14 protein-coding genes are annotated in these 26,354 nt (G+C 68.9%); all 14 read right to left on the bottom strand.

Annotated elements, in window-relative coordinates:
• Window positions 1-162 precede the first annotated feature (162 nt).
• Complete coding sequence (treY, locus tag J2X58_RS07250) at window positions 163-2,772, bottom strand: malto-oligosyltrehalose synthase (protein WP_310047266.1); 2,610 nt, start codon at window positions 2,770-2,772, stop codon at window positions 163-165.
• Window positions 2,769-4,847 (bottom strand): 4-alpha-glucanotransferase, encoded by a 2,079-nt coding sequence (gene malQ / locus J2X58_RS07255; RefSeq protein WP_310047267.1) that lies wholly within the window; start codon window positions 4,845-4,847, stop codon window positions 2,769-2,771. The genes treY and malQ overlap by 4 nt, the downstream gene beginning before the upstream one ends.
• Window positions 4,848-4,851: 4 nt before the next feature.
• A complete protein-coding gene (gene treZ / locus J2X58_RS07260) occupies window positions 4,852-6,606 on the bottom strand; it encodes a malto-oligosyltrehalose trehalohydrolase (RefSeq protein WP_310047269.1) in 1,755 nt (584 codons plus the stop codon).
• The gene (gene glgX, locus J2X58_RS07265) at window positions 6,603-8,714 is read right to left on the bottom strand and encodes a glycogen debranching protein GlgX (protein WP_310047272.1); all 2,112 of its coding nucleotides are present in this window, start codon (window positions 8,712-8,714) and stop codon (window positions 6,603-6,605) included. Before glgX ends, treZ begins: the two co-directional genes overlap by 4 nt.
• An 11-nt stretch (window positions 8,715-8,725) precedes the next feature.
• On the bottom strand, window positions 8,726-10,870 hold the full coding sequence (gene glgB, locus J2X58_RS07270) for a 1,4-alpha-glucan branching protein GlgB (RefSeq protein WP_310047901.1): 2,145 nt from the start codon (window positions 10,868-10,870) through the stop codon (window positions 8,726-8,728).
• 38 nt (window positions 10,871-10,908) lie between these two features.
• A complete protein-coding gene (gene treS / locus J2X58_RS07275; RefSeq protein WP_310047274.1) occupies window positions 10,909-14,226 on the bottom strand; it encodes a maltose alpha-D-glucosyltransferase in 3,318 nt (1,105 codons plus the stop codon).
• Between the two features lie 3 nt (window positions 14,227-14,229).
• Entirely contained in the window at window positions 14,230-17,502 is a 3,273-nt protein-coding gene (locus J2X58_RS07280; protein WP_310047276.1) for a maltotransferase domain-containing protein, read from the bottom strand.
• Window positions 17,503-17,769: 267 nt separating this feature from the next.
• Window positions 17,770-18,753, bottom strand: a complete 984-nt coding sequence (gene zipA / locus J2X58_RS07285) for a cell division protein ZipA (RefSeq protein WP_310047277.1) — start codon at window positions 18,751-18,753, stop codon at window positions 17,770-17,772.
• 25 nt (window positions 18,754-18,778) lie between these two features.
• Window positions 18,779-22,279 carry a chromosome segregation protein SMC gene (smc, locus tag J2X58_RS07290; protein WP_310047278.1) on the bottom strand — a complete coding sequence of 1,167 codons (3,501 nt, stop codon included), beginning with the start codon at window positions 22,277-22,279 and terminating at the stop codon, window positions 18,779-18,781.
• 247 nt (window positions 22,280-22,526) lie between these two features.
• Window positions 22,527-22,790 (bottom strand): BolA family protein, encoded by a 264-nt coding sequence (locus J2X58_RS07295; protein WP_090052869.1) that lies wholly within the window; start codon window positions 22,788-22,790, stop codon window positions 22,527-22,529.
• Window positions 22,787-23,086 (bottom strand): YciI family protein, encoded by a 300-nt coding sequence (locus J2X58_RS07300; protein WP_310047279.1) that lies wholly within the window; start codon window positions 23,084-23,086, stop codon window positions 22,787-22,789. Before J2X58_RS07300 ends, J2X58_RS07295 begins: the two co-directional genes overlap by 4 nt.
• A gap of 4 nt (window positions 23,087-23,090) precedes the next feature.
• Window positions 23,091-24,638, bottom strand: a complete 1,548-nt coding sequence (gene lysS / locus J2X58_RS07305) for a lysine--tRNA ligase (RefSeq protein WP_310047280.1) — start codon at window positions 24,636-24,638, stop codon at window positions 23,091-23,093.
• Window positions 24,639-24,685: 47 nt separating this feature from the next.
• Window positions 24,686-25,075 carry a four helix bundle protein gene (locus J2X58_RS07310; RefSeq protein ID WP_310047281.1) on the bottom strand — a complete coding sequence of 130 codons (390 nt, stop codon included), beginning with the start codon at window positions 25,073-25,075 and terminating at the stop codon, window positions 24,686-24,688.
• A 63-nt stretch (window positions 25,076-25,138) separates the two neighbouring features.
• Window positions 25,139-26,264 (bottom strand): peptide chain release factor 2 gene (prfB, locus tag J2X58_RS07315; protein ID WP_139206020.1). Its coding sequence is split into 2 segments (ribosomal slippage): window positions 25,139-26,188 and window positions 26,190-26,264, totalling 1,125 coding nucleotides; the frame shifts between segments, so codons are not numbered across the junction.
• Between the last annotated feature and the right edge of the window lie 90 nt (window positions 26,265-26,354).

Raw genomic sequence — 26,354 nt, forward strand, 5'->3', positions numbered from 1 at the left:
GCTGACGCGGGATCGCCGATGCGATCGGCTCCCACCCCTTCGGTCGCGGCTTGTCGCGAGGTGCCCGCTTCGCGGGATCGCCGATGCGATCGGCTCCCACCTCCGGGTGTGGCTACCGGAGGGTGGGAGCCGATCGTATCGGCGATGGGTTCGCGACGAGGATCAACCGTGCCGGGACAGCCACGCGGCGCAGGGCAGTCCGCCGAAGAGGTCGGCTGCGGCGATCACCCCGCCCTCGACGTTCCCCTCGCCCAGCACCGACGTCCAGTCCCCGTCGGGAAGCTGCAACGTCGTGCCTTCCCAGCACGCCGCCGGGATCGCGGGGCCGTCGGCACCGCCCAGCCAGCGGGCCGTGTGCCGGGCGACGGCCACCACGAGACGCTCGCCGCGGCGCTCCCGGACGAACGCGAGCACATGGTCCGCCGCGGGTCCCGTCGCGTCGAGCGGCCTGTACCCGCCCTGGGCGAACAGGTCAGGATGCTTCGCGCGCAGCCGCAGGAGCCGCGCGATGACGGCCTGCTTGATCCCTCCCCCGCGCCACGTCGGCAGCAGCTCCGCAGGAGCCATGTCCCCTTCGAGCGACGCCCGGCGCGCCGCGAAATCTACCGGCCGCCGGTTGTCCGGGTCGACCAGGCTGAAATCCCAGTAGTCGGTGCCCTGATACAGGTCCGGCACGCCGGGCGTGGTCAGGCGGAGCACCGTCTGGGCCAGGCCGTTCGCCGCGCCGGGCGCCGCGATGTAGCCGGCGAACGCCGCCAGTTCGGCCGCCGCGTCGCCCGACAGCAGCGCGCGCAGGAAATCCTCGCAGGCGTCCTCGTAGGGTTCGTTGGGCGAGGTCCAGCGCGTCCAGCGCTTGGCCTCGCGCAGCGCCTTGCGCTGCCACGCGGCGATCCGGGAGGCGAAGCGCTCGACGCCTTCCTGATCGTCGGGCGCCAGATCGAGCGGCCAGGCGCCCACCAGCATCTGGTAGAGCATCAGTTCCTCGGACGCCGACGGCGCCATGCGGCCCTCGGCCCGCTGGCGCAGGTCGGCGTGACGCGCCCGCCATCTCTCGACCGTCACCACCCACCGACCGGCCTCCTCGGAAAGCACGGCGAGCCGCGCCCTGAGGTCCTCGCCCCGCTTGTGGTCGTGCGTGGCCGTGGCGAGCAGGTTGTGCGGCACGGTGTCGGCGCGCTCGATGCAACGCGCGTGGAATTCCGCTGGGGGCATCGCGAGGTGCGCGGCGTCCACGCCCACCTCGTTACGCGACAGCAGGCGGCCGTATCGGTAGCCCGCCGTGTCTTCCACGGCTTTCGCGGCGACCGGCGACGTGGCCTGCTGGAAGACGGCGATGGCCCGTTCGCGCGCACGTCGCACCGGGCCCGGCGGCAGCGCGCGCGGCGCCTCGCCGCCCAGCCAACGGGCCACCAGGTGCAGCAGCTCGACGTCTTCCACGCGGATGGTGCGCAGCGCGCCCTCGACCGCGCGGGAGAACACCGCTTCGTCGTACGCGTCGCGCCCCGTGCCTCCCGCGTACGTGCGATAGACGGGGAAATGCACGAGCAGCTCGACGAGCACACGGCGGATGGCGGCCAGCGACACGTCCCGCGTCGCCACGTCGGCGCGCGCCGCGGCGAACAACGCACGCGCGGTGCGATCGAGTTCCGCTTCGAAGCTGTCGACGAGGATCTGCCGCCGCGCGCGCACCGCCTGCGTACCGAAGTCGGCGGCGTCGCCCGTGAGGCTGCGCCACAGACCGGTCAACGACGACTCGCCGGCTTCGTCGTGGAGCACGGCCGACACCTGGTCCATGAACTCGTAGCCCGTCGTGCCGTCCGTGCGCCAGTCGAGGCGCAGCGCCTCGTCGTGCGCGAGGATCTTCTCGACCACGAGGTACGCGGCGTCGCGCGGCGCACCCTCAGGCCGTGTCGCACGAAGGCGTTCCAGCCGATGCCGCAGCTGGCGGCAGTAGCGGCGCGGATCGGCGAGGCCGTCCACGTGGTCGCAGCGCACGCCGTCGATCAGCCCCTCGGCGTAAAGCCGGAAGATCGTCTTGTGCGTGTCCTCGAACACGGCCGTGCGTTCGATACGCAGGCCGGCGAGTTCGTTGATGTCGAAGAAGCGGCGGTAGTTGACCATGTCGCTCGCGAGCTTCCAGAACGCGAGGCGGTAATGCTGTTTCTCGATGAGCGCATGCAGCGCCGCCCTGCCCTCGTCGGTCGACGTGTCGTGCGTGGCCGCGGCATCGTCGGCGAAGCCGGCCACCGTCGCCGGCGCGAGCGGCAGGCGATCGTCGTAAACCCGCAGCACCCATTCGCCGCGTCGGTGTTCCAGTTTCAGATGCCCGGCGCGCAGCGCCTCGTCGTAGCCCGCCCCGAGGATCGGCAGCAGCAGCCTTCCCCGCAGCAACGGATCGGGGGCTTGCCAGTCGATGTCGAAGTAGCCGGCGTAGCGGCTCTCGCGGCCGTGCCTGAGCACGTCCATCCACCATGCGTTCTCCACACCCACGCCCATGTGGTTGGGCACGATGTCGACCACGAGGCCCATGCGATGTTCGCGCAACGCCTTGACGAGACGACGCAGCGCGTCCTCGCCGCCGATCTCGGGATTGACCTCATGACAATCGACCACGTCGTAGCCATGCGTCGAACCGGCGCGCGCGCGCAGGATCGGCGAGGCGTAGAGATGGCTGACGCCGAGGCTGGCGTAGTAAGGAACGACGCCCGCGGCGTCGTCGAGCGTGAAGCCCGCATGGAACTGCAGGCGCGCCAGTGCGCGCGGAGGACTCATGAACGGTTCCGGGTCTGGTCGATGGCGGAGCAGACCGCATGGGCGATGGGGCCGTCGAACAGACGCGCCGAGGAATCGGGCATGCGCCGCCGCCAGTTGGGATGCACGGCGTCGGTCGGGCCCGGCAGGTTCGGCTGCTCGTGCAGTCCGAGCACGTCCTCCACCGGGAAGATCGCCAAAGGTGCGGGCGCGAGGGACACGTGACGCGCGGCCGCCACGACGACCGGTGAGATGTCGTCCTGAGCGGGAAGCGGCTCCTCGTTCCACGCGGAGCCGGAGGCGTAGAGCGCGCGCCAGAGCATGTGCCGATCGTTCTCGCGTTCGGCGACCTCGTCGACCTCGGGATTGTCGAGACCGGTCCGGCGTCGCCATTCGACGTCGCGACCGCTCCACCACCCGGCGACCGTCGGCACATCGTGCGTGCTCGTCGTCGCCATCGCCTCGCGCGACCACTCCGTCGGTGCGATGAAGCCGCCGTCCGCGGCGCGTTCGAACCAGAGCACGCGGATGCCAAGCAGCCCTTTTTCACCGATCGTCCCGCGGAAATCGGACGGCACCGTGCCGAGATCCTCGCCGATGACGATCGCGCGATGCAGGTGCGACTCCAGCGCGATGAGGCGCAGCATGTCCGTCAGCGGGTAACGCACGTACGCGCCTTCGGTCGCGCCGGCGCCGTGCGGCACCATCCAGAGGCGCTTCAGTCCGAGCACGTGATCGATGCGGACGCCACCCGCGTGCGCGAGGGCCGCGCGCAGCATGCCGATGAATCCACGGAACCCCGACTCGCGCAGGCCGCGCGGGGAGAACGTCGTCAGGCCCCAGTCCTGTCCGAGCCGGTTCAGCGCATCGGGCGGCGCGCCGACGGACAGGCCGCTGAGGACCTCGCCCTGGTGCGCCCAGGCGTGGCTGCCGCCCGAATCCGCGCCCACGGCGAGGTCTGCGATCAGGCCGATCTTCATGCCGGCGTCGCGCGCCGTATGCTGCGCACCCGCCAGGCCTTGCGACGCGAGCCATTGCAGCCAGGCGTGGAACGCCACCTCGCGCGAGTGCTCGCGCGCGAACGCCGCCACGGCCGGGCCCGCCGGATCGTGGAACTCCGCCGGCCATCCCTGCCAGCCGCCCGGACGCCCATGCGCGGTGAAGTCCGCATGCAACGCTTCGAAGCGCGCATGCCGTTCGAGCGGCTCGCCCTGTTCGCGTCGGAACGCCATGAAACGTTCAGAGCCCGCGAGGTCGACCGAGGCCCACTCGTAGACCGAACGCAGGATCGTCATGCGCGCACGCGCCGCGCGCGGCCAGTCGATCAGCTCCAGCCACTCGAGCTCGGCCAGCTCCTGGCGCAGGTTGTGCGTGTCGATCACGGCGCGCACCGTCTGCTCGCCACTCGTGCGCGTCGGGTCGATGTACAGGCCGTTGAGGAAGAGGCGGCTCGACGGGGCATACGGGCTGTATCGCTCCGGCGCCGCCGCGAACAGCGCGTGCAGCGGACTGATGGCGAGGGCGTCGGCGCCCTTCTCCGCCGCGGCGCGTGCGCACAGCTCCAGCGCGGTGAAATCGCCGATGCCGCCGTCGGATGGCCGCCGCAGGCCGGACATCTGCACGGCGATGCCCCAGGGACGATGCGCGTCGCGCACGTCCGCGACGCCGAAGCAACGCGACGGCGCCACGGCGAGCGTGACCTCGTCGTCGCCCAGGGCGAGCGTGTAATAGCCCGGTTCGGAAGGCGCCGCGATCTCGCGCTCGCTCGACGGCAGTTCGCCTTCGGAGACGACGCCGCCGTCCTCGCGCAGGATCTTCCAGGCCCGTCCGCGTGGCGAGGCCGGCAGCGCGAGCCGGCCCGCCGCGTCGGCGGTCAGCAACCGCGGGATCTCGCGACCGCTGCGCTCGTCCTCGATGCGCCGCAGGCTGGCCTCGATGTCGTCGGCGTTGTCCGCCGCGAGCCCGAGGGCACGCAGCACGGCGCGCAAGGTGTCGGGAGGCGTCACCTGCGGCCGGTCGAGCGCGTCCCGCCAGTGCACGTCGATGCCTGCCTGTTCGGCCAGTACGGCAAGGCGATCGTCGAGAGAGGCGTTCACGGGATCAGGACTCCAGGCTGGCAAGGGTGCGGCGCGCGGGGAGCACGCCGCGGGAAAGGGTCGCGATGTCGGCGGCATCGCCGTGGAGCCATGCCGATGTCGGAGAAGGTGGCGGGTCGACCGTGACGTCCTCGTCTCCGAGGTTGACGAAGAGCGTCAGCGTCGACGATCCGAGCGTCCACGACGCGCGCAGCGCGCGCGCACCGAGCGCTACCGCGCCCGCTCCGCGCGCGCTCTCGATATGCGGCGCGACGTGCTTCTGGCGCAGGGCGATCAACTCGCGGAGCAGCACGCGTCGTGCCTCGCCGACGTCGGGGTCGCGCGACGGAATCGACGAGCGGAAGGTGTCGCCGTCGTTCGGATCGGGAATCTCCTCGCCGCCGAAGCTGGTGAACGCCTCGAACTCCCTGCGCCGGCCGTCACGGACGGCCTTGCGCAAATCTTCGTCGGGGAAGTCGGTGAAGAACAGGAACGGCGTGCGACTCGCCCACTCCTCGCCCATGAACAAGAGCGGCACGAAGGGCGCGAGGAGCAGCAGCGCCAGCGCGGCCTCCATCGTCTCGGGTGCGATGAGCGTCGTCAGCCGATCGCCGAACGCGCGATTACCGACCTGGTCGTGGTTCTGCACGAAATTGACGAAGCGCGCGGCGGGCAGGTGACCGCTCGGTTCGCCGCGCCGACGGTTTCCCATCGCCTCGCCCTGGAACGCGAAGCCTTCCTGCAGGCTGCGCAGCAACTTCTCCATCGCCGCGGGATGGTAGTGCGCGTAGTAGCCCTCGTTTTCGTCCGTGACCAGCGCGTGCAGCGCGTTGTGGAAGTCGTCGTTCCACTGCGCGTCGAAACGTCCCGGGCCGAGCAGGTTCGCCTGGTTCGCCTCGTTCTCGAGCACCAGGTGGACGTGGCGGTCGGGGCCCGTCGCCGCGCGCACGCGCGCGGCCAGCGACGAGAGCCAGCCCGGATTGCCGATGGCGTGCACGGCATCGAAGCGCAGGCCGTCGAAGCGGAACTCCTCGAGCCAGTACAGCGCGTTGTGCACGAAGAAATCGCCGACCTGCGGCGTGGCGACGCCGATCGCCGCGCCCCACGGCGTGTGCGCCGACTCGTCGAAGAACGGCGACGCGTAGGCGCCGAGGTAATTCCCCTCGGGACCGAAGTGGTTGTACACCACGTCGAGGAACACCATCAGGCCGAGGTCGTGCGCCGTGTCGACCAGCGACTTGAGATCCTCCGGCGAGCCATAAGCCGCCGCTGGCGCGAAGGGCAGCACGCCGTCGTAGCCCCAGTTGCGTTCGCCCGGAAACTGCGCGATCGGCATCAGCTCCACCGCCGTGATGCCGAGCGACGCGAGGTGCGGCAGCACCATCTCCACGCCGTGGAACCCGCCGAGCGCGCCCACATGCAGCTCGTAGATCACCGTCTCGCGCCACGGCCGGCCACGCCACTCCGGATTCCGCCAGCGATAGGCCGCAGGGTCGGTCACGACGCTGTAGCCATGGACGTCGCCGTCGAGCTGACGACGGGAGGCCGGGTCGGGCACCCCGTCGCGGCCGTCGATGCGGAACCGGTAGCCCGCGCCCTCCTCCACGGGACAGATGCACTCGAACCACCCATCGTCCAGCGCACGCATCGTCGTCGGTTCCGCCTCGTCGAATTCGATGACGACCTTCTCGGCGTCGGGCGCCCAGAGGCGAAAGCGCGTGCGTCCGTCGCCCAGGGGTTTGAAGCCGTAAGGCATCGCATGGAACGACGCGGCGGTCATGCGCTCTCCAGCTTCACGGTCGCGGCCAGCAGCACGACGCTACGGCCCTGCACCTCGATCGACGGTTCGCTCCAGGGGATCTCCTGCGCGCCAGGCTCCGCCGTGTTGCAGCGCAGGCGCCAGTTCGCCCCGGGCTGCGGCAGGTGGAACACGTGGGTTTCCGGCGTCGCGTTGAGCATCACCAGCGTGACGTCCGCCCGCTTCTCGCCGTGCAGCTGCGCGCGACGGACCGCGAGCAGGCGCCCTTCCGTGTAGCCCCAGGTTTCCTGGCTCATCTCGGTGCCGCTCTCGTCGAACCAGGCGACCTCCTTCATGCCGGGCACCACGTCGGTATCGCCACGCAGGAAGTGCTTGGCCCGCAGCGTCGGGTGCTGCTCGCGCAGCCGCGTCAGCAGGCCGACGAAGTCGGTGAGTTGCCGACCCGCGTCCGAGGTCGCCAGCTTCCAGTCGTACCAGGAGATGTCGTTGTCCTGGCAGTACGCGTTGTTGTTGCCCTGTTGCGTGCGGCCGAACTCGTCGCCGCCCAGCAGCATCGGCGTGCCGTGCGAGAAGAACAGCGTCGCCAGGATCGCCCGTTTGACGCGGTCGCGCTGGGTGCGGATGGCCGGATCATCGGTCGGACCTTCCACGCCGTAGTTGTAGCTCTCGTTGTCGTTGCCGCCGTCTCGGTTGTCCTCGCCGTTGGCTTCGTTGTGCTTGTCGTTGTAGCTGACCAGGTCCTCGAGCGTGAATCCGTCGTGCGCGGTGACGAAGTTGACCGAGGCCCAGGGCTTGCGGCGCTGGTGGTCGAACAGGTCGCCGGAGGCCTGCAGGCGACCCGCGAGCGCGCCGCGCATGTTGGCGTCGCCCTTCCAGAACTTGCGGATGTCGTCGCGGTACTTGCCGTTCCATTCGGCGAAGCCCGGCGGATGATTGCCGAGCTGGTAGCCGCCGGGACCGATGTCCCATGGTTCGGAGATCAGCTTCACGTTGGCCAGCACCGGATCCTGGCGCATCGCGTCGAACATGCCGCAGTTCGGATCGAAGCCCCTGTCCCCCTCGCGTCCGAGGCTCACACCCAGGTCGAAACGGAATCCGTCGACATGGAACGTCTGCACCCAGTAACGCAGGGAGTCCATCACCAGCTGGAGTACGCGCGGATGCGCGGTGTTGACCGTGTTGCCGGTGCCCGTGTCGTTGATGCAGTAACGCGGGTTGTCCTCCATGAGCCGGTAGTAGCTCTTGTTGTCCAGGCCGCGGAACGACATCGTCGTGCCCAGCTCGCTGCCCTCGCAGGTGTGGTTGTAGACCACGTCGAGGATCACTTCGATGCCCGCCGCGTGCAGCGCCTGCACGGCGGCGCGGATCTCGTTGAGCGCGCCCTCCGCGAGATAGGCCGGCTCGGGGGCGAAGAAAGCGAGCGTGTTGTAGCCCCAGTAGTTGCGCAGCTTCATCTCCGTCAGGCGACGGTCCTGCAGGTACGCGTGCACGGGCAGCAGTTCCACCGCGGTCACGCCGAGCTTGACGAGGTAGTCGATGACATACGGATCGGCCAGGGCGATGAACGTGCCGCGCTCGTGCTGACGGATGCGCTTGAGGTTCCTCGTGAAGCCTTTCAGGTGCGTTTCGTAGATGACCGTCTCGTTCCACGGCGTGTGCGGACGGTTGCCCTGCGTCCAGTGCATGGGTTCGTCGACCACGACCGCCTTCGGCATCGCCGCCGCGCTGTCGCGCCGGTCGAACGACAGGTCGGCACGCGGCGAGGCCACGCGATACCCGTGCAGCGCGTCCGACCAGCGGACCTGCCCCTGCAGCAGACGCGCGTAAGGGTCCAGCAGGAGCTTGTTGGGGTTGAAACGGTGTCCTTCCTCCGGTGCGTACGGGCCGTGCGCGCGGAACCCGTACAACGTTCCACCACGTACACGCGGCAGGTAGCCGTGGAACACTTCGTCCGTGCACTCGGGCAGGTCGTAACGCGCGATTTCGCGCTTGCCCGAGGGGTCGAAGAGACACAGCTCGATTCTCTCGGCATGGGCGGAGAAGACGGCGAAGTTGGTGCCCATGCCGTCGCAGGTCGCACCCAGGGGATAGGGCGTGCCTGATTGCATGCGTTCGGGTAAGGCGGGCATCGTGATCCTGGTCAGTCGGCGACGAATAGAACGGTGGATAGCGGTGGCAGGCTGACGACCAGCGACTGGTCGAAGCCATGCGAGGGCACGGACTGCGCGTGACGCTCGCCTTCGTTGCCGACGCCGGACCCGCCGTAGTCGGCGGCGTCCGTGTTGATCGCCTCCCGCCAGCGCCCACCTTCGGGCACGCCGATACGGAAGCCGTGGCGAGGCGTCGGGGTCATGTTGCTGACTACCAGCACCGGCCGCGCGCCCTCGGCGAAGCGGAGCCACGCGAAAACGCTCTGCGCGGCGTCGTCACCGATCACCCAACGGAAGCCGCGCGGATCGCTGTCCCACGCGTGCAGGGCCGGCGTCGCGGCGTAGACGGCGTTGAGATCGCGGACGAGCTTCTGCACGCCGAGGTGCGCGGGATGGTCGAGCAGGTCCCACGCGATCTGCGCATCGTGGTTCCACTCGTGCGGCTGGGCGATCTCGCCGCCGGTGAACAGCAGCTTCTTGCCCGGATGGGCCCACATGAATCCGTAATAGGCGCGAAGGTTGGCGAAGCGCTGCCACTCGTCGCCGGGCATGCGGCCCAGCAACGAGCGCTTGCCGTGGACGACCTCGTCGTGGGAAAGCGGAAGCACGAACTTCTCGGAATACGCGTAGACCATGCTGAAGGTCATCTCGCCGTGGTGGTATCGGCGATGGATCGGGTCGCGCGACATGTACTCCAGCGAGTCGTGCATCCAGCCCATGTTCCATTTGAACGTGAAGCCGAGGCCACCCTGCTCCACCGGCTGCGTCACGCCCGGCCACGCGGTCGACTCCTCGGCGATCGTCATGCAGTCCGGATGCCGCTCGGCGACGAGCTGGTTCACGCGGCGCAGGAAGGCGATCGACTCGAGGTTCTCGCGGCCGCCGTGGATGTTCGGCACCCACTCGCCATGCTTGCGCGAATAGTCGCGGTAGAGCATGGACGCGACGGCGTCGACACGCAGGCCGTCGACGTGGAACCGCTCCAGCCACGCGAGCGCGCTGGCGACGAGGAACGCCGAGACCTCGTTGCGGCCGAGGTTGAAGATCAGCGTGTTCCAGTCCTGGTGGAAGCCTTCGCGCGGGTCGGCGTGCTCGTAGAGCGGCGTGCCGTCGAAGTGCGCGAGGCCATGGATGTCCGTCGGGAAATGCGCGGGCACCCAGTCGACGATCACGCCGATGCCCGCCTCGTGGCAGCGGTCGACGAAGCGCGCGAACGCTTCGGGCGTCCCGAAGCGCGACGTCGGTGCGAACTGGCCCAGCGGCTGGTAACCCCACGAGCCGCCGAAGGGATGCTCGGAGATCGGGAGCAACTCGACATGCGTGAAGCCCATCCCGGCGACGTACGGGATCAGGCGTTCCCCGATCTCGTCCCAGTGCAGGTCCTGGCCGTCCTTGCCGCGCAGCCACGAGCCGGCGTGCAGTTCGTAGATGGAGATCGGCGACCCGGCGTGATGCAGCGCGCCGCGTCGGCGCAGCCATTCGTCGTCGGTCCAGCGGAAAGCGGTCGGATCCGCGACGATGGATGCCGTCGCCGGTGGCAGCTCGGCGGCGAGCGCGACGGGATCCGCCCGCTGGGTCAGCGATCCGTCGGCGCCCCAGATCTCGTACTTGTAACGCGCGCCCGGCAGCAGCCCGGGAATGAAGAGCTCCCAGACGCCGGCCGGCACGCGCTTGCGCATCGGATGGCGACGGCCGTCCCAGCTGTCGAAGTCGCCGACCACGCTCACCCGCTGCGCGTTCGGCGCCCACACGGCGAAACGCACGCCGTGCACCCCATCGATCGTGACCGGATGGGCCCCAAGGCAGCGGAACAGTTCGATGTGCTGGCCAGCGGAAAGCTGCCGCAGGTCGTCGTCGCCGAGCAGCGTGCCGAAGGCGTAAGGGTCGTGCGTTTCGTGGATGGCGGCCGGCCAGTGCACGCGCAGGCGATAGCCCACGTCGCCATCGGCGAAGCCGGCGAAGAGGCCGTCGGCGTGGACGCGCTCGAGCTCGCCGAGCACGCCGCCCGAGGCGTCGATCGCTTCCACCGCCGTCGCGCCGGGCTGCAGGCTGCGCACGACGCGCCGCCCGTCCACCGTGTGCGGCCCGAGGATCGCGAAGGGGTCGCCATGCCGGCCTTCGACCAGCGCGTCGATCGCGGCCCCGTCGCCGAGACCGTAAGTGCGGGGATCGGTCACGTGTCCTCCTTCAGTTCGTTCGCGGTATCGCCGCGCGCGACGCTGAGCAGTCCACGCAGCGGGACGTCCAGCCAACCCGGGCGATTCGCCGCCTCGTACACGACCTCGTAGGCCGCCTTCTCGATGACGAAGAGCTCGAGCACGGGCGCGAGCGCGTCCGGGTCGATCCAGCGGACGGGTGCCGCGTCGAGCACGTCGCGGTAAGCCGCGAGGAACACGCGCGTCGAGCGCTCGCGGAAGCGTGCGAGGTAATCGACGAACCCTTCGTCCTCGACGGGCGCGAGCCCGTCCTCGCCGCGGCGAGCCATCGCCGCCGCGTAGTCGAGCGAGCGCAGGAAGCCCGCCACGTCGCGCAGCGGCGACGTCTTCGCGCGCCGCTCCTCGAGCGACCGCGCCGGCTCGCCCTCGAAGTCGATGATGTACGCGTCGTCCTGCACGACCAGGATCTGGCCGAGGTGGAAGTCGCCGTGGGTGCGCGTCGTCGGCGCACCGACACCCGCACGGGCGAGCGTGGCGATGCGATCCCCCAGTGCGCCCGCGTAGCCGCGCAGCGCCTCCGCTTCGGCGGCGAGGCTTTCCGACATCTCGTGCGTGGCATCGACCGACGCCAGCGCGCGCTCGACCTGGGCGCGGATGGCATCCCGCCACGCGTCGGCGGTCTTCGCGTCCGCCTTCTCAGGCGAGAACGCCGGGAGCTCGGACGGCTTCGCGAGCAGCGCATGGAGTTCGGCCAGACGCGTGCCCACGGCGGCCGCGAAGGCGTCGTAACCGGCCTCGATCTCCGCCCTGCGCTCGTCGTCGGCCGAGTGGCCGTACTCGTCGTAGCTGCGGCGCAGGAAATCCAGCGTCCAGCGCCAGGCATCGCCCTGATTGCGCAGGAAGCCCTGCAACACCGCGAGCGTGGTGCGCTCGCCGTGCTCGCCGACCCGCACGACCTCGCCCAGCAACGGCGCCGTGTTGGCGTAGCCATGTTCCGTGAGGAACCGGCCCATCTCGACCTCGGGATTCACTCCGGCGGACGTACGCCGGAACAGCTTCACGACGCCCGCGTCGTGCAGGATCATCGAACTGTTCGACTGCTCACCCGCCAGCCAGCGGTTCTCGATCGCCGGGTCGAAGTCCACCGCGCCGAACGCATCGGTGGTCTCGAAACGCACGGATCCATCGTGCAGCGGCAGCTCCGTGCCGTTGCGCAGGCCGACCAGCAGGCCGCTGGCGAAGGCGTCGAGGGCGAAGCCATCGGTAAGCAGGCCGATACGGCGGCCGCGGCGCACGCGCGCCAGCGCGAGTTGCTGCGCCCGCGCGCTCGGGTTCTCGTCTTCCCAGACGATGCCCGCCGGCAGGCTGTACCGCTCGGTGCCGCCGTCGGAGAGCGTCGCTTCGACCTCGGTGAGGATGAGGTCGTCGCCGCGATCGGGCCAGGGCACCGCATAGAGGATCTTCACGCCGTCGATGCCGCGGTCCTTCGAGGCGAACCAGCGGCGCACCGCGAGGTAGCCCGGCAGCACCTGTTTCTCGATGACGCCACGGTGGTGCGCCATGACCGGACCTTCGACCAGCGCGCCGCGCAGTACCAGCGTCTCGTAATCGGGCATCGGCTCGGCCGGCACCTCGTGCCACGAGGGCATCTGCGCGTTCGGGCAGATCTGGAACGCGTAGAAGCCGTACGGCGGCACGGTGAGCAGGTACGGCAGCTGACCGATCGGCGGGAACGACGACCCGCCGACGATGTCGATCGGCACGCTGCCGTCGAACGCCGCTAGGTCGAGCTCGACCGCCTGCAGGGCGCGCGACATGTTCGCCACGCACAGCACGTGTTCGCCGCCGAACTCGCGCAGGTAGGCGAGCACCTTGCGGTTGCCGGGATAGAGGAATTTCAGCGTGCCGCGACCGAACGCCTTGTAGCGCTTGCGCACCGCGAGCATGCGGCGCGTCCAGTTCAGCAGCGAATGCGGATCGCGCGACTGCGCCTCGACGTTGATCGCCTGGTAACCGTAGAGCGGATCCATGATCGGCGGCAGCACGAGGCTGGCGGGATCGGCGCGCGAGAACCCGCCGTTGCGGTCGACCGACCACTGCATCGGCGTGCGCACGCCGTCGCGGTCGCCGAGGTGGATGTTGTCGCCCATGCCGATCTCGTCGCCGTAGTACAGCACCGGCGTGCCGGGCATCGTCAGCAGCAGCGAGTTCATCAGTTCCACGCGGCGGCGATCGCGTTCCAGCAGCGGCGCGAGTCGACGGCGGATACCGAGGTTGATGCGCGCGCGGCGATCCGCGGCGTAGGTCTGCCACAGGTAATCGCGCTCGCTGTCCGTCACCATCTCGAGCGTCAGCTCGTCATGGTTGCGCAGGAAGATCGCCCACTGGCAGTTCTCCGGAATCGCCGGGGTCTGGCGCATGATGTCCGTGATCGGAAAACGGTCCTCGCGGGCGATCGCCATGTACATGCGCGGCATCAGCGGGAAATGGAACGCCATGTGGCATTCGTCGCCTTCGCCGAAGTAATCCTGCGTGTCCTCCGGCCACTGGTTGGCCTCGGCCAGCAGCATGCGGTCGGGGTAATGCTGGTCGATCTCCGCGCGCATCATCTTGAGGATCTGATGCGTCTCGGGAAGGTTCTCATTGTTCGTGCCCTCGCGTTCGATGAGGTACGGCACGGCGTCCAGACGGAGGCCGTCGACACCCATGTCGAGCCAGAAGCGCATCACGTCCATCACGGCCTTGAGCACCGCGGGATTGTCGAAGTTCAGGTCGGGCTGGTGCGAGAAGAAGCGATGCCAGAAGTACTGACCAGCGACCGGGTCCCAGGTCCAGTTGGACTTCTCGGTATCGAGGAAGATGATGCGCGTGCCGTCGTAGGCCTGGTCGGTGTCCGACCAGACGTAGAAATTGCGTGCCGCGGAGCCCTTCTTCGCGTGGCGAGCGCGCTGGAACCAGGGATGCTGGTCCGACGTATGGTTGATGACCAGCTCGGTGATCACGCGCAGGCCACGCGCATGCGCCTCGGCGATGAAGCGGCGGGCGTCGGCCAGCTTGCCGTAGTCGGGATGCACCGCCTTGTACTCGGCGATGTCGTAACCGTCGTCGCGGCGCGGACTCGGGTAGAACGGCAGCAGCCAGAGCGTGTTCACGCCCAGCTCCGCGATGTAGTCGAGCTTGTCGATGAGGCCCTGGAAGTCGCCCACGCCGTCGTCGTTGGCGTCGAAGTACGACTTCAGGTGCACCTGGTAGATGATCGCGTCCTTGTACCAGAGCGGATCGCTCGAGAAATCGGGAGCGACGGCCTTCTTCTTTCCTTTGCCGCGTGTTGCCATGGATCAGACTCCGGGAAGGCGGACGTGCCAGACGGCGTACGGCTGGCCGAGGCCGAGCCATACGTGTTGGGTGGAGCCGCGCCAGGTGAGGGGTTGGTCGTGGAGGAGGTCGTGGATGTCGAGCGCGGCGTCGGTGGCGATACCCCAGTCGCCCAGCGGCAACGTGAGATCCGCCGCCTGCGCGTTGTGCGGGTCCATGCTGATCGCGACGAGGACGAGGTCGTCGCCCGCGCGCTTTTCGAAGAACAGCACCTGGTCGTTGTTCGCGGGCAGGAAGCGCACGCCGAGGTGCGTCTGCAACGCGGGGTGGGCGCGGCGGATGCGATTGAGGCGGGTGATCTCGGGCACGATGTTGCCCGGGGCGTCGAAGTCGCGGACGCGGATTTCGTACTTCTCGGAATCGAGGTACTCCTCCTTGCCCGGCATCGGCGCGGACTCGCAGATCTCGAAGCCCGAGTACATGCCCCACAGACCCGACAGCGTGGTCGCCAGCGCGGCGCGGATCAGGAAGCCGGGGCGGCCCGAGGTCTGCAGGAAGTACGGATTGATGTCGGGCGTGTTGACGAAGAAGTTGGGCCGGAAGAAATCCTTCGGCGGCGTGGTCGTCAGCTCGGTGAGGTAGTCGATGAATTCCTGTTTCGAGTTACGCCACGTGAAATAGGTGTACGACTGGCTGAAGCCGACCTTGGCGAGCCGGTACATCGGCTTCGGCCGCGTGAACGCCTCGGAGAGGAACAGCGCATCGGGATACTTCGCGCGGACCCGGGCGATCATCCACTCCCAGAACGGGAACGGCTTCGTGTGCGGGTTGTCGACGCGGAACGTGCGGACGCCTTCCGCGGCCCAGAACAGCACCGCGTCGCAGAGCGCCTGCCAGAGCGAGGGGATCGCGCCGTCGGCGTAGAAGTCGACGTTGACGATGTCCTGGTACTTCTTTGGCGGATTCTCGGCGTACTTGATGCTGCCGTCCGGCCGCCAATCGAACCACTCGGGATGTTCCTTCAGCCACGGGTGATCCGGCGAGCACTGGATCGCGAAATCGAGCGCCAGCTCGAGGCCGTGTTCGTGCGCCGCGTCGCGCAGCGCGCGGAAATCCTTGAGCGTGCCGAGCTGCGGATGGATGTCCGTGTGGCCGCCGTCCGGCGAGCCGATGGCGTACGGACTGCCCGGGTCGTCGGGCCCCGGCGTCAGCGTGTTGTTCGGCCCCTTGCGGAACGCCTTGCCGATCGGATGGATCGGCGGGAAGTACAGCACGTCGAATCCCATGTCGCGGATCGCCGGCAGGCGCGCGATCGTGTTGCGGAACGTGCCGTGCTTCGCCTTGTCGTCGGTCATCGAACGGGGGAACAGCTCGTACCAGCTGGCGAACTCGGCCTCGCGACGGTCGACCTCGATCACGAACGCCTGCGTCGTGCTCGCGCGTTCGCGCGGATCCGTCACGCTCATCAACTCGACGGCGGCATCGGACATCAGCAGCGCGAAGCGCTCGGCTCCTTCCGTCTTGGCCGCGGCGGCCGCAAGGTTGCGCAACGCCTTGGCCTTCGGACCCGAGGCGTCCTTCGCCCGCGCCTCGACGAGCAGCCTGCCCTCCTCCAGTTCGAGCGCGATGTCCACGCCGGCGGCATGCTTGACCTCGACCTCGTGGTGCCAGGTCGCGTAGCGGTCGTGCCATGCCTCGACCTGGAATTCGTAGCGGCCGATGCGCGTCGGCGTGAAGCTGCCGGCATGGATGTCGTTGTTGTCCAGCAACATCGGCGCTTCGCGCCAGCCTTTTTCGTCCTGCGCGCGGTAGCGCAGCCGCGCCGCGAGCACGTCGTGCCCGTCCATGAAGATGTCGGCGGTGACACGAATCGCCTTGCCGACGACGCGCTTGGCCGGAAAGCGGCCGCCATCGACCGTGGGCTGCACGGCTTCGACGATGACACGCGGCGCCGACGTGGCACCCTGCAGCACCTCCTTCTGCGCCGACGCGCCGAGCTTGCGCTTGATCGGCGCGGACGGCGTGCCCGTCAGCGTCACGACCGCGCCGGGCTCGAGCACGAGGCTGTCGCCCTGATCGAACACCTTGCGGCCGTCCGCGGCCGTCCAGGGGGCGAAATGGCTCGCGGCACCGGCCAGCGCGTCGGCCGCGGTCACGACGACGTCGCGGTCGAGCGACGCGTTCACCACGGTCAACGTCGCCCGCGGCGCCGTGCGCGGATCCGCGCCGTCGACGCCGAGGAACGTGGCCACGCCGGCATGCAGCGTGATCGCGGGAAGCGTCGCCACCTGATCGGCGACCGCCGCGTTGGCGGTCTTGACGCATGCGGTGAGGTCGACGGCCGCGTTCGCGGCGAGTTGCCCCGGCGTGACAGGTGCGCCGCGTCGCGGATCGAGCGCGTCGTGCACGGCGAACTCGAAGCCCATCGGCATCATCCAGCCCGCCGGCGACGTCGCGCAGAACGCGATGGCGCGCCGATACGCGTGATCGAGCTGATTCTCTTCGCCCAGCTCGTCGCCCAGCCGTGGCGCGAAAGGCTCTTCCACGCAGGCCAACGCGGGCGCGACGGTCGCGAGACGCTCCGCCTCGTCGATGAACCATGGCGCACGGAAATCCCACCACGCCGCCGAGGACACCACCGCGTCGAAGCCCGCGCCGCGCAGACCGGCGAGTTCGTCGGGCGTGATGCCGGGAGTCCAGGCGAGGAAGGCGGCGCGAGCGGTGCCCCCGTTGACGGTATCGATCAGCGTCTTCCACACGGCGGCACGCAGGCGCTGCGGATGCATGAGGCGGAAGCCGGAGACGCCGGCGTCGACCCAGCGTCGCAGGCGATCCGTCCACCAGCCGGTCGCTTCGTCCACGACCTCCGGGTCGTTGAGACGCCAGCGCGCGCTGTCGCTCTCGCTAGGCGTCCAGCGCGGGTCCGGCGTGCCGTGCTGCGCCGCCACCGCGCGGAACCACTCCGGGTGCTCGGCCCGGACGGTCGCGTCCGAAGCGATCTCGTCCAGCGGCAGGTCGAGCCATAGTTCCAGCCCGCGCGCGCGGCAGGCCTTCGCGATCTGGGCGAGGCGCGTCGTGGCGTCGCCGTCGGCGGCGATCGCCGCGTTGAGCCGGTCGAAGTCCCTCGTGACGAAGATATCGCCGCAGGGCGAGGCCTCGAACGGCGGAGCGACGAGAAGCTGGCGAAATCCCAGCGAGGCGGCGTGATCGATCCACGCGTTCCATGCGGTCATGGGCCCCGCGAGCAGCGGATGCAGATAGTAGATGCGAAAGGGCGCACTCGGGCTGGCCGACATCGGACTCGTGTTCCTTGGGCAATGGACACAAGCATGCCGGGCCGGATGTGTGCATCGTGCCAATGACCCGGGCACGCGAAGGCCTCCACAGTGACGCATCCGGGTGTTGCGGGTTCGTGAATCCGTGGCGGTCGCTCGGGAGGAACGTGAGCGGCCGGGGCGCGGTCGCTCGTGTCATCGCCCCGGTGTGGGCACCGGGCAGGCGAGATCGCGTCCCGAGTGCGTTTGGAAACGCGCCCGAAGCCGGTCGTGCGGATGGGCTCCCGCTTACTGCCCGAACTTGATCTCTTCGCCCTCGTGACCGCGGTCCCAGCCGCGCAGTTCGTCGCGGATGTGCGCGATGCGCTGGCGACCCAGCGCGTTGCGTTCTTCGTCGAGCACGAGGCCGTCGAGGAGTTCGGCAAGGCGCTGGGCCGTGGGGAGCATGGCGTCCCAGGCGTCCAGCGCGGGGATCGGGCCCGGAAGGGCCATGAAGAAGGACAGGCCCGGCGTCTGCAGGGTCGCGATGCGGGCCATGTCGAAGTTGCCTGGCTTGACCAGGTTGGCGACGCTGAAGATCGGGCCCTTCTCGGGGTGACCGTCGACCAGGCGATGGTAGATACCCATGTCGCCGAACTCGAGGCCGGCCTTCTCGGCCGCCACGACGAGATCGGAACCGTTGAACCGGCTGCCCTCGCGCGACACGACATACAGACTGACGATGCGCTCGACGGGCGCGCTGGGCGGCCGGCGCCCGAGGTCGGAACGTGGCGGCGCCTTCGGCGGCGGTGCAGGCGCGGGTGCCGGTGCCGGAATCGGTGCGGGTGCCGGCGTCACGGCGTCGTCGACGTCGAACGGGAGGTCGAGGCGCGGATCGACGCGGGCCCCGCGCGGCGCCGGGTCCTCGCGCAGCACGGGCGCGGCGGACTCGGTCTGCTCGCCCGCGAGCGACGCACCGAGACGCTCCAGTTCGGCGCGGAGGTCGACGTCGAGTTTGCCCTGCGCCGGGCGTGGCGAAAACAGCGGATCGTTCGCGTCCTCATCGCGTGCGCTGAAGGAGGCGACCGGTTCCACATCATCCCCGCCCTCTTCGCCGAAGACCGGCTCGCGGCGCTCACGCGCGCGCTCCGGCTGCTCCTGCACCGGCTTGCGCCTGCCCTGCTCCTTGCGCGGCTGGCCGAAGACCCAGAGCAGCACGAGGACGACGATGCCGACGAACAGCATCGGGATGCCAACCGCGGGATTCCAGGCGAGGCCGATGGCGGGGGTCATGGTTTTCCGTTCCTTAAAGTAATGCTCAGGCGACGCCGGCGAGCTTCGACGCTTCGGCCAGGTCGACCTGGACGAGGCGCGACACGCCCGGCTCGCGCATGGTAACGCCGCAGAGCTGGTGCGCGGCTTCCATGGTGGCCTTGTTGTGGCTCACGAAGATGAACTGCACCTTCTCGCTCATCTCGCGGACCATCGCCGAGAAGCGGCCGACGTTGGCCTCGTCGAGCGGCGCGTCCACCTCGTCGAGCAGGCAGAACGGCGCCGGATTGAGGCCGAAGATCGCGAACACGAGCGACACGGCCGTGAGCGCCTTCTCGCCGCCGGAAAGCAGCGTGATGTTGGAAACGCGCTTGCCGGGCGGCCGCGCCATGATGGCGACGCCGGTGTCGAGAAGGTCTTCGCCCGTGAGTTCGAGGTAGGCGTGGCCGCCGCCGAACAGGCGCGGGAAGAGTTCCTGCACGCCGGCGTTGACGCGGTCGAAGGTCTCCTTGAAGCGCTGGCGCGTCTCGCGATCGATCTTCTTGATCGCGCCTTCCAGTGTTTCGAGGGCGCCGGCCAGATCGGTCAGCTGCGCGTCGAGGTACTCCTTGCGCTGCGACTGCTCGGCGTGCTCCTGGATCGCGGCGAGATTCACGGGCTCGAGGCGGGCGATCTTCTGCGCGAGGTCGACGAGCTGCTGCTGCCAGCGCTCGGGCTCGGCGTCCTCCGCCAGTTCGGCGAGCAACGCCTCGAGTTCGAGGCCGGACGCCTGGATGGCCTGCGCGAGCTGGTCGGCGCGCAACTGCAGCGCCTGCGCCGCGAGGCGTTTCTCCGAGACGTTCTCGCGCACCTTGTTGAGCACCTGCTCGATGCGGTGGCGCTCCTGCTCCAGGCGGCGGAACTCGGCGTCGCAGTCCTCCAGCGCGCGGCGGGCCTCGACGAGCTGCCTGTCCACCAGCAGGCGCTGGTCGAGGTAGGTCTGGCGTTCGGATTCCAGTTCGGCGATCGGATCGGACCCGGCCGCGAGCTGCTGGTCGATCTCGTCACGGCGGGCCGTGACCTGGCGCAGCTGCGTGTCGAGGCGCCCCATCGCCTGCTCGAGTGAGGTCAGCGCCGCGCGCTTCGATTCCATGCCCAGCGCGAGCTGGTGCGCCTGATCGGCGGCTTCGCGCGCGTTGATGCGCGCCTCTTCGCGTGCTTCGAGCAGTTCCCGGCGCTCGTTCTCCAGACCGCGACGTTCGTCCTCGCGATCGCCCATCAGGCCGACGGCCTCGTCGAGGCGCGAACGCGCGTCGCGGGCCTGGCCTTCGAGTTCGTCGAGCTGGTCGACGATGGCCGAAATCTCGCCGCCGACCTTCTCGGCGCGCGCGCGTGCCGTTTCCATCTTGCCGCGGTGGCTCTGCAACTGGCCGGCGAGCTCCGACAGACGCCGATGCGCGGCATACAGCTCGCGCTGCGCGTCGTCGCGCTGGCGTTCGGTTTCGAACTTGGTCGTACGCAGCGTTTCAAGCTGCTCGGTGCGCTCCTCGATGGAGGCTTCGAGCGTCTCGATCTGTTCGGCGAGCTGGCGGATCTCGCGTTCGCGGGCGAGCACGCCGACCTGGTTGCCCTGCGCGCGCAGCACGCGAGCCCAGCCCGGACCCATCCACGCGCCATCACGGGTGATCACGGACTGGTGCGCCGCGAGCGAGCCGACGCGCGCGGCGGCCGCCTCGACCGAGTCGGCGACGAACACGTTCGAGAGGAGGTTCACCGCGGACAGCGGACCGCGCACGTGCGCGGCAAGGGTGCCCTCGGGCCCCGGGCCGCCCTTCGCGCCGGCGAACAGCGCGACGTCGGCCTGGCCCAGCGCGTCGAATTCGGCGGTGAGCGCTTCGGGCGCGTCCACGAGCACGCCATCGAGCACGCCGGCGAGCACGGTCTCGACGGCGGATTCGTAGCCCGTGTCCACCTGCAGCGATTCGCCGAGGCGGCGCGACCGGTCGAGGCCCAGCCGGGCGAGCCAGCCGCTCGCGGCCGATTCGTCCTGGCCGAGGGCCGCCGTCTGCAACGCTTCCAGCGAGGCCTGGCGGCCGCGCGCGGTCTGCAGTTGCTGGCGCGCATCGTTCAGCGACGACTGCACCTGGCGCTCGTCGTCGAGCACGCGCTCGTAGGCGACCTTGTGCTGGTCGAGCACGCCGCCCAGCTGCTCCACGCGCTCGCGCTGCGTTTCGTGTTCGGTGTCGAGCTGCTCGGACGCCGCGTCGAGCGCCGCGACATCGGTCGCGCGCTGCTCGGCTTCGAGCGCTTCACGGCGTTTGGCCAGATCGACGAGCTGACGATCGAGGTAGGCCAGCTTGGTTCGTTCGACTTCCGCGGCGCGGCTGGATTCGGACGCGCCGCGGGTGTGGGTGTCCCAGCGCTGCTGCCAGTCGGCCAGGCGGGATTCGGTCGCGCGCTGCGCGTCGCCGGTCTCGTCCTGGATCTGCTGCAGCGCCTCGAGTTTCGGCTCGCCCTCCGCCAGCGCGAGGCGCAGCGTCTCGATCTGCTCGCGGTCGGTGTCGATGTGTCCCTGCAGTTCCTCGAGCTCGCGTTCCGCGTCGGCGCGGGAGCGGGTCAGGCGTTCGGTGAGGTCGCGGTTGTGCCGCACCTGCTGCTCGACGCGCGCGATCTCGGCGCCGACCTTGTAGACCTCGGCCTGCACCTGGTTCAGATGTTCGCTCGCGCCCTGATGCCGCTCGCGCACGGTTTCCAGCTGCGCCTCGACCTGGCGCTGCCCGGCCAGTTGCTTCTCGATCTCGAGCTCGGCCTCGCGCAGGCCGGAACCCTCGCCCTCGTGGCGACGCTGCAGCGAGCGGTACTCGAGCGCGCGCAGTTCGGCTTCGCGGCGGGTGTGTTCTTCCTTGAACGCCTTCCAGCGTTCCGCGGCGCGCGCCTGGCGATTCAGGTGGTCGAGCTGCTTCTCGACCTCGTCGCGCACGTCGCGCACGCGGTCGAGGTTCTCGCGCGTGGACTTGATGCGGCTTTCGGTTTCCTTGCGGCGCTCCTTGTACTTGGAGATGCCGGCGGCCTCCTCGAGGTGCGTGCGCAGGTCTTCCGGCGCCGCCTCGATGATCTGGCTGATCATGCCCTGCTCGATGATCGAGTAGGAACGCGGACCGAGGCCGGTGCCGAGGAAGAGGTCGGTGATGTCGCGGCGGCGGCAGCGGCCGCCGTTGAGGAAATACGCGGACTGCCCGTCGCGGCTGACGACGCGCTTGACCGAGATCTCGGCGAAGCTGGCGTATTCGCCCTGTATGGTGCCGTCCGCGTTGTCGAAGATCAGTTCCACCGCCGCCTGGCCCACCGGCTTGCGCGCGCTGGAGCCGGAGAAGATGACGTCGGTGAGCGAGTCGCCGCGCAGGCGGCTGGCGGCGGATTCGCCCATCACCCAGCGGATGGCGTCGATGATGTTCGATTTGCCACAGCCGTTCGGACCGACGACGCCGGTCATGTTGGTGGGCAAATGCAGCGTGGTGGGGTCGACGAACGACTTGAATCCCGCCAGCTTGATCGTGGTCAGACGCATGATGGTTTCCGTTGAGACGCGGCCGTGGGCCCCGTTCGGGAGCCTCCCCCTGGCAGATCGGTCACTTTGCCAAAGGGGTCCGCCCGGCGCAATACGCGAAATGACACGAAGACAGTAGCCTAAGCCATTGATTGTAGGAGCGCACCTGGGCGCGACGGCATTCCGCTCGGTAGGCGAGCCTACGCGCCAGCTCCCGGAGGCCGACGAAGAGCATTCGCGCCCGGGCGCGCTCCCACGGCGGCACCGGTTATTCCCCGGGCGCCTTCGCCTCGATGGACAGCGCGTGGATGCCGTCGGGCATCATCTCGCCAAGCGCGTCGTAGACCATGCGGTGGCGCTGGATCGGATTCTTCCCCGCGAACGCCGGACTGACGATGCGCGCGAAGAAGTGGCCCTTGCCCTCCCCCGCGTGGCCCGCGTGCTTGTGGCCCTCGTCGATCACGTCCAGCTGGACCGGGGCGAGCGCCGCGGTCAGCAGCCTACGGATGCGCTCGACCTTCTCGACCGTCACGGCAGCACCGCGAGGAACGGCCGCACGGCGACGTCCCGGTACACGCCCGCGGCGACGTAGGGATCGGCGTCCGCCCAGGTCTTCGCGGCGTCCAGGCTCTCGAACTCGGCGACGATCATGCTGCCCTGGAACCCCGCCTCGCCCGGCGTGGGCGAATCGATGGCCGGGAACGGGCCGGCCAGCTTCAGGCGACCCTCGTCCTTCAGCGCGTTGAGGCGCGCCAGGTGCGCGGGACGCGCTTCGAGACGCTTCGCGAGCGTGCCGGGATGATCGAGCGCGACGATGGCATAGAACATGGGATCAGACCTCGGGGCGCATGGTCGGGAAGAGGAGCACGTCGCGGATCGACGACGACCCGGTGAGGAGCATCACGAGGCGGTCGATGCCGACGCCGAGGCCGCCCGTGGGTGGCAGGCCGACTTCGAGCGCGCGGATGTAGTCGGCGTCGAAATGCATGGCCTCGTCGTCGCCGGCGTCCTTCGCGTCCACCTGCGCCTGGAAGCGCGCGGCCTGGTCCTCGGAGTCGTTGAGCTCGGAGAAGCCGTTGGCGAGCTCCTTGCCGTTGATGAACAGCTCGAAGCGGTCGGTGATGCCCTTGTCGGTGTCGTTCTCGCGCGCCAGCGGCGAGACCTCGACCGGGTGATCGATGATGAAGGTCGGCTGGATCAGCGTGTGCTCGACCGTCGCCTCGAAGATCTCCAGGAGCAGCTTGCCCCAGCCGTAGCCGGGTTTGACGTGGATGCCGAGACGGGCGGCGTGCGCGGCCATCGCCTCGCGGTCGCGCAGCTCGGACGCCTTGATCTCGGGGTTGAGCTCGAGCACGGCGTCTTCCATCCGCCAGCGACGGAACGCCGGGCCCAGGTCGACGGTGGCGCCGTCCCATTCGATCTGCGTGCTGCCTACGACATCGGTGGCGGCCGAGCGGATCATGCCCTCCGTGACGTCCATGATCTCGTGGTACGTGGCGTAGGCCTGGTACAGCTCGAGCATCGTGAACTCGGGGTTGTGCCGCGTGGACACGCCCTCGTTGCGGAAATTGCGGTTGATCTCGTAGACGCGGTCGAAACCGCCGACCACGAGACGCTTGAGGTAGAGCTCGGGCGCCACGCGCAGGAACAGCGGGATGTCGAGCGCGTTGTGATGCGTGGTGAACGGGCGCGCGGTGGCGCCGCCCGGGATCACGTGCATCATCGGCGTCTCGACTTCCATGAAGCGGCGCGGCTCCGCTTCGAGCCAGCGGCGCACGTGGCTGATGATCTTCGAGCGCAGCGCGAACGTGCGGCGCGATTCCTCGGTGACGATGAGGTCGACGTAGCGCTGGCGGTAACGCTGCTCCACGTCCGCCAGACCATGGTGCTTGTCCGGCAGGCCGCGGAGCGACTTGGTCAGGAGGCGGATGGCCTCGACCTTGACCGACAGCTCGCCGGTCTTCGTGCGCATGAGCACGCCCGTGGCACCGACGATGTCGCCGAGGTCCCAGCGCTTGAACGCGTCGTAGGCCTCCTCGCCCAGCGTGCCCTGGTGGACGAACAGCTGGATGCGGCCCGTGCCGTCCTGCATCTGCACGAAGCTGACCTTGCCCTGCCCGCGCATCAGGATGATGCGGCCGGCGACGGCCACGCGACGCGGCGCGGCCTCGATGGCCTCGGCGGTCCAGGTGTCCTTGTCGGCGAACTCGGCCTGCAGGTCGCCCGCGAAGCTGTCGACCCGGAAGTCGTTCGGATAGGCGATGCCCTGCGCGCGCAGCGCTTTCAGTTTCTCGCGGCGCTCGGCAATGAGACGATTTTCATCGGCGGCAGTCGGGGCTTCGTTCGGCGAAGAGGCGTTGATGGAGGGCTCTTGGGTCATCGGGATGGCGGCTTGGGGATGGGAGATGGGAAGTGGGGGCGCGACTGTCATCGTTGCGCGAGATTTCGTTCCAGCGACTTTCGCAATCCTCTCAAGATTCTTCCGAGTTTGTCACAGCCGGCCATGACAGAAGACTCATCCGTGAGATCGATGTAGCCCAGGCGGCCTGCTATTTCGACCTGGGTCTGGACTTCGGCGAGCGAACCACGCGCCATTCCGATGAACCGGATGAAATCGCGCGTGGCTCCTCGCGCGTGCCCTTCGACAAGGTTCGACGGGATCGAAACCGCGGCCCGCCTTAGCTGAGAGCACAAGCCGAATCGTTCCGAAGAGGGAAAGCGTTCCGACAATGCATACACGCGAACGGTCAGTGCCATCGCTTCCTGCCACGCTTCCAGATCCCGGAAACTGACGAACGGAGCTCCCCCGTTTCCCATCTCCCACCTCCTTGTGTGTCCTCGACCAGGCGAAGGCGGCACCGTCCAACGTGCCGCCAACCATCAGGCATCGACGCGCTTGGAGCCGGCTTCGAGGCCGGCCTTCAGGCTGGCTTCGACGAATTCGTCGAGGTCGCCGTCGAGCACCTTCTGGGTATCGGAGCGTTCCACGCCCGTGCGCAGGTCCTTGATGCGCGACTGGTCGAGGACGTAGTTGCGGATCTGGCTGCCCCAGCCGATGTCGGACTTCGACGCTTCCAGCGCGTCCTTCTCGGCGTTGCGCTTCTGCAGCTCGAGCTCGTACAGCTTCGCCTTCAGCATCTTCATCGCGCGGTCGCGGTTGGCGTGCTGGCTGCGTTCGGTCTGGCAAGCGACGACCGTGTTGGTCGGGATGTGCGTGATGCGCACGGCCGACTCGGTCTTGTTCACGTGCTGGCCGCCCGCGCCGGACGAACGGTAGACGTCCGTCTTGAGGTCGGCCGGGTTGATGTCGATCTCGATGTTGTCGTCGACTTCCGGCGAGACGAACACCGAGGTGAAGCTGGTGTGCCGGCGGTTGTCGGAGTCGAACGGGCTCTTGCGGACCAGGCGGTGCACGCCGATCTCGGTCTTCAGCCAGCCGTAGGCGTAATCGCCCTCGACGCGGAACGTGGCGGACTTGATGCCCGCGACTTCGCCGCCGGAGACTTCCATCAGCTCGGCCTTCCAGCCGCGCGACTCGGCCCAGCGCAGGTACATGCGCAGCAGGATCTCGGCCCAGTCCTGGGCTTCGGTACCGCCGGCGCCGGCCTGGATGTCGACGAACGCGGCCGCCGAATCGAGCTCACCGGAGAACATGCGCTGGAATTCGAGCTTGCCGACGCGGGCGTCGACCTTGTTCAGGTCGTCGACGATCGACTGCACGGTGGCCTCGTCGCCATCGGCGGCCGCCATCTCCAGCAGTTCCTTCGCGTCGTCGAGCGAGGAGGTCATCTCCTCGACGCCCGTCACGATGGTGTCGAGCTGCGCGCGTTCGCGGCCCAGCTCCTGCGCGCGCTTCGGATCGTCCCAGACGTTGGGGCTCTCGAGCTCGCGATTGACTTCCTCTAGCCGTTCTTTCTTGACGGCGTAGTCAAAGATACCCCCTAAGCGACTCGACGCGGCCCTTGAGGTCCGCGATCTGCGCAAGGATCGGATTGGTCTCGATCATGGTCGGTTCGCCTGCTGTGCGGCGCGGAGGGCGCCGGCTAAAGAGCGAAATCTTAGCAAAGTCGCCGGTACCCCGCACTGCGCGGCCTCT

Origin of the sequence: Luteibacter sp. 3190 (assembly GCF_031456385.1) — a bacterium.
Classification (GTDB): Bacteria; Pseudomonadota; Gammaproteobacteria; order Xanthomonadales; family Rhodanobacteraceae; genus Luteibacter.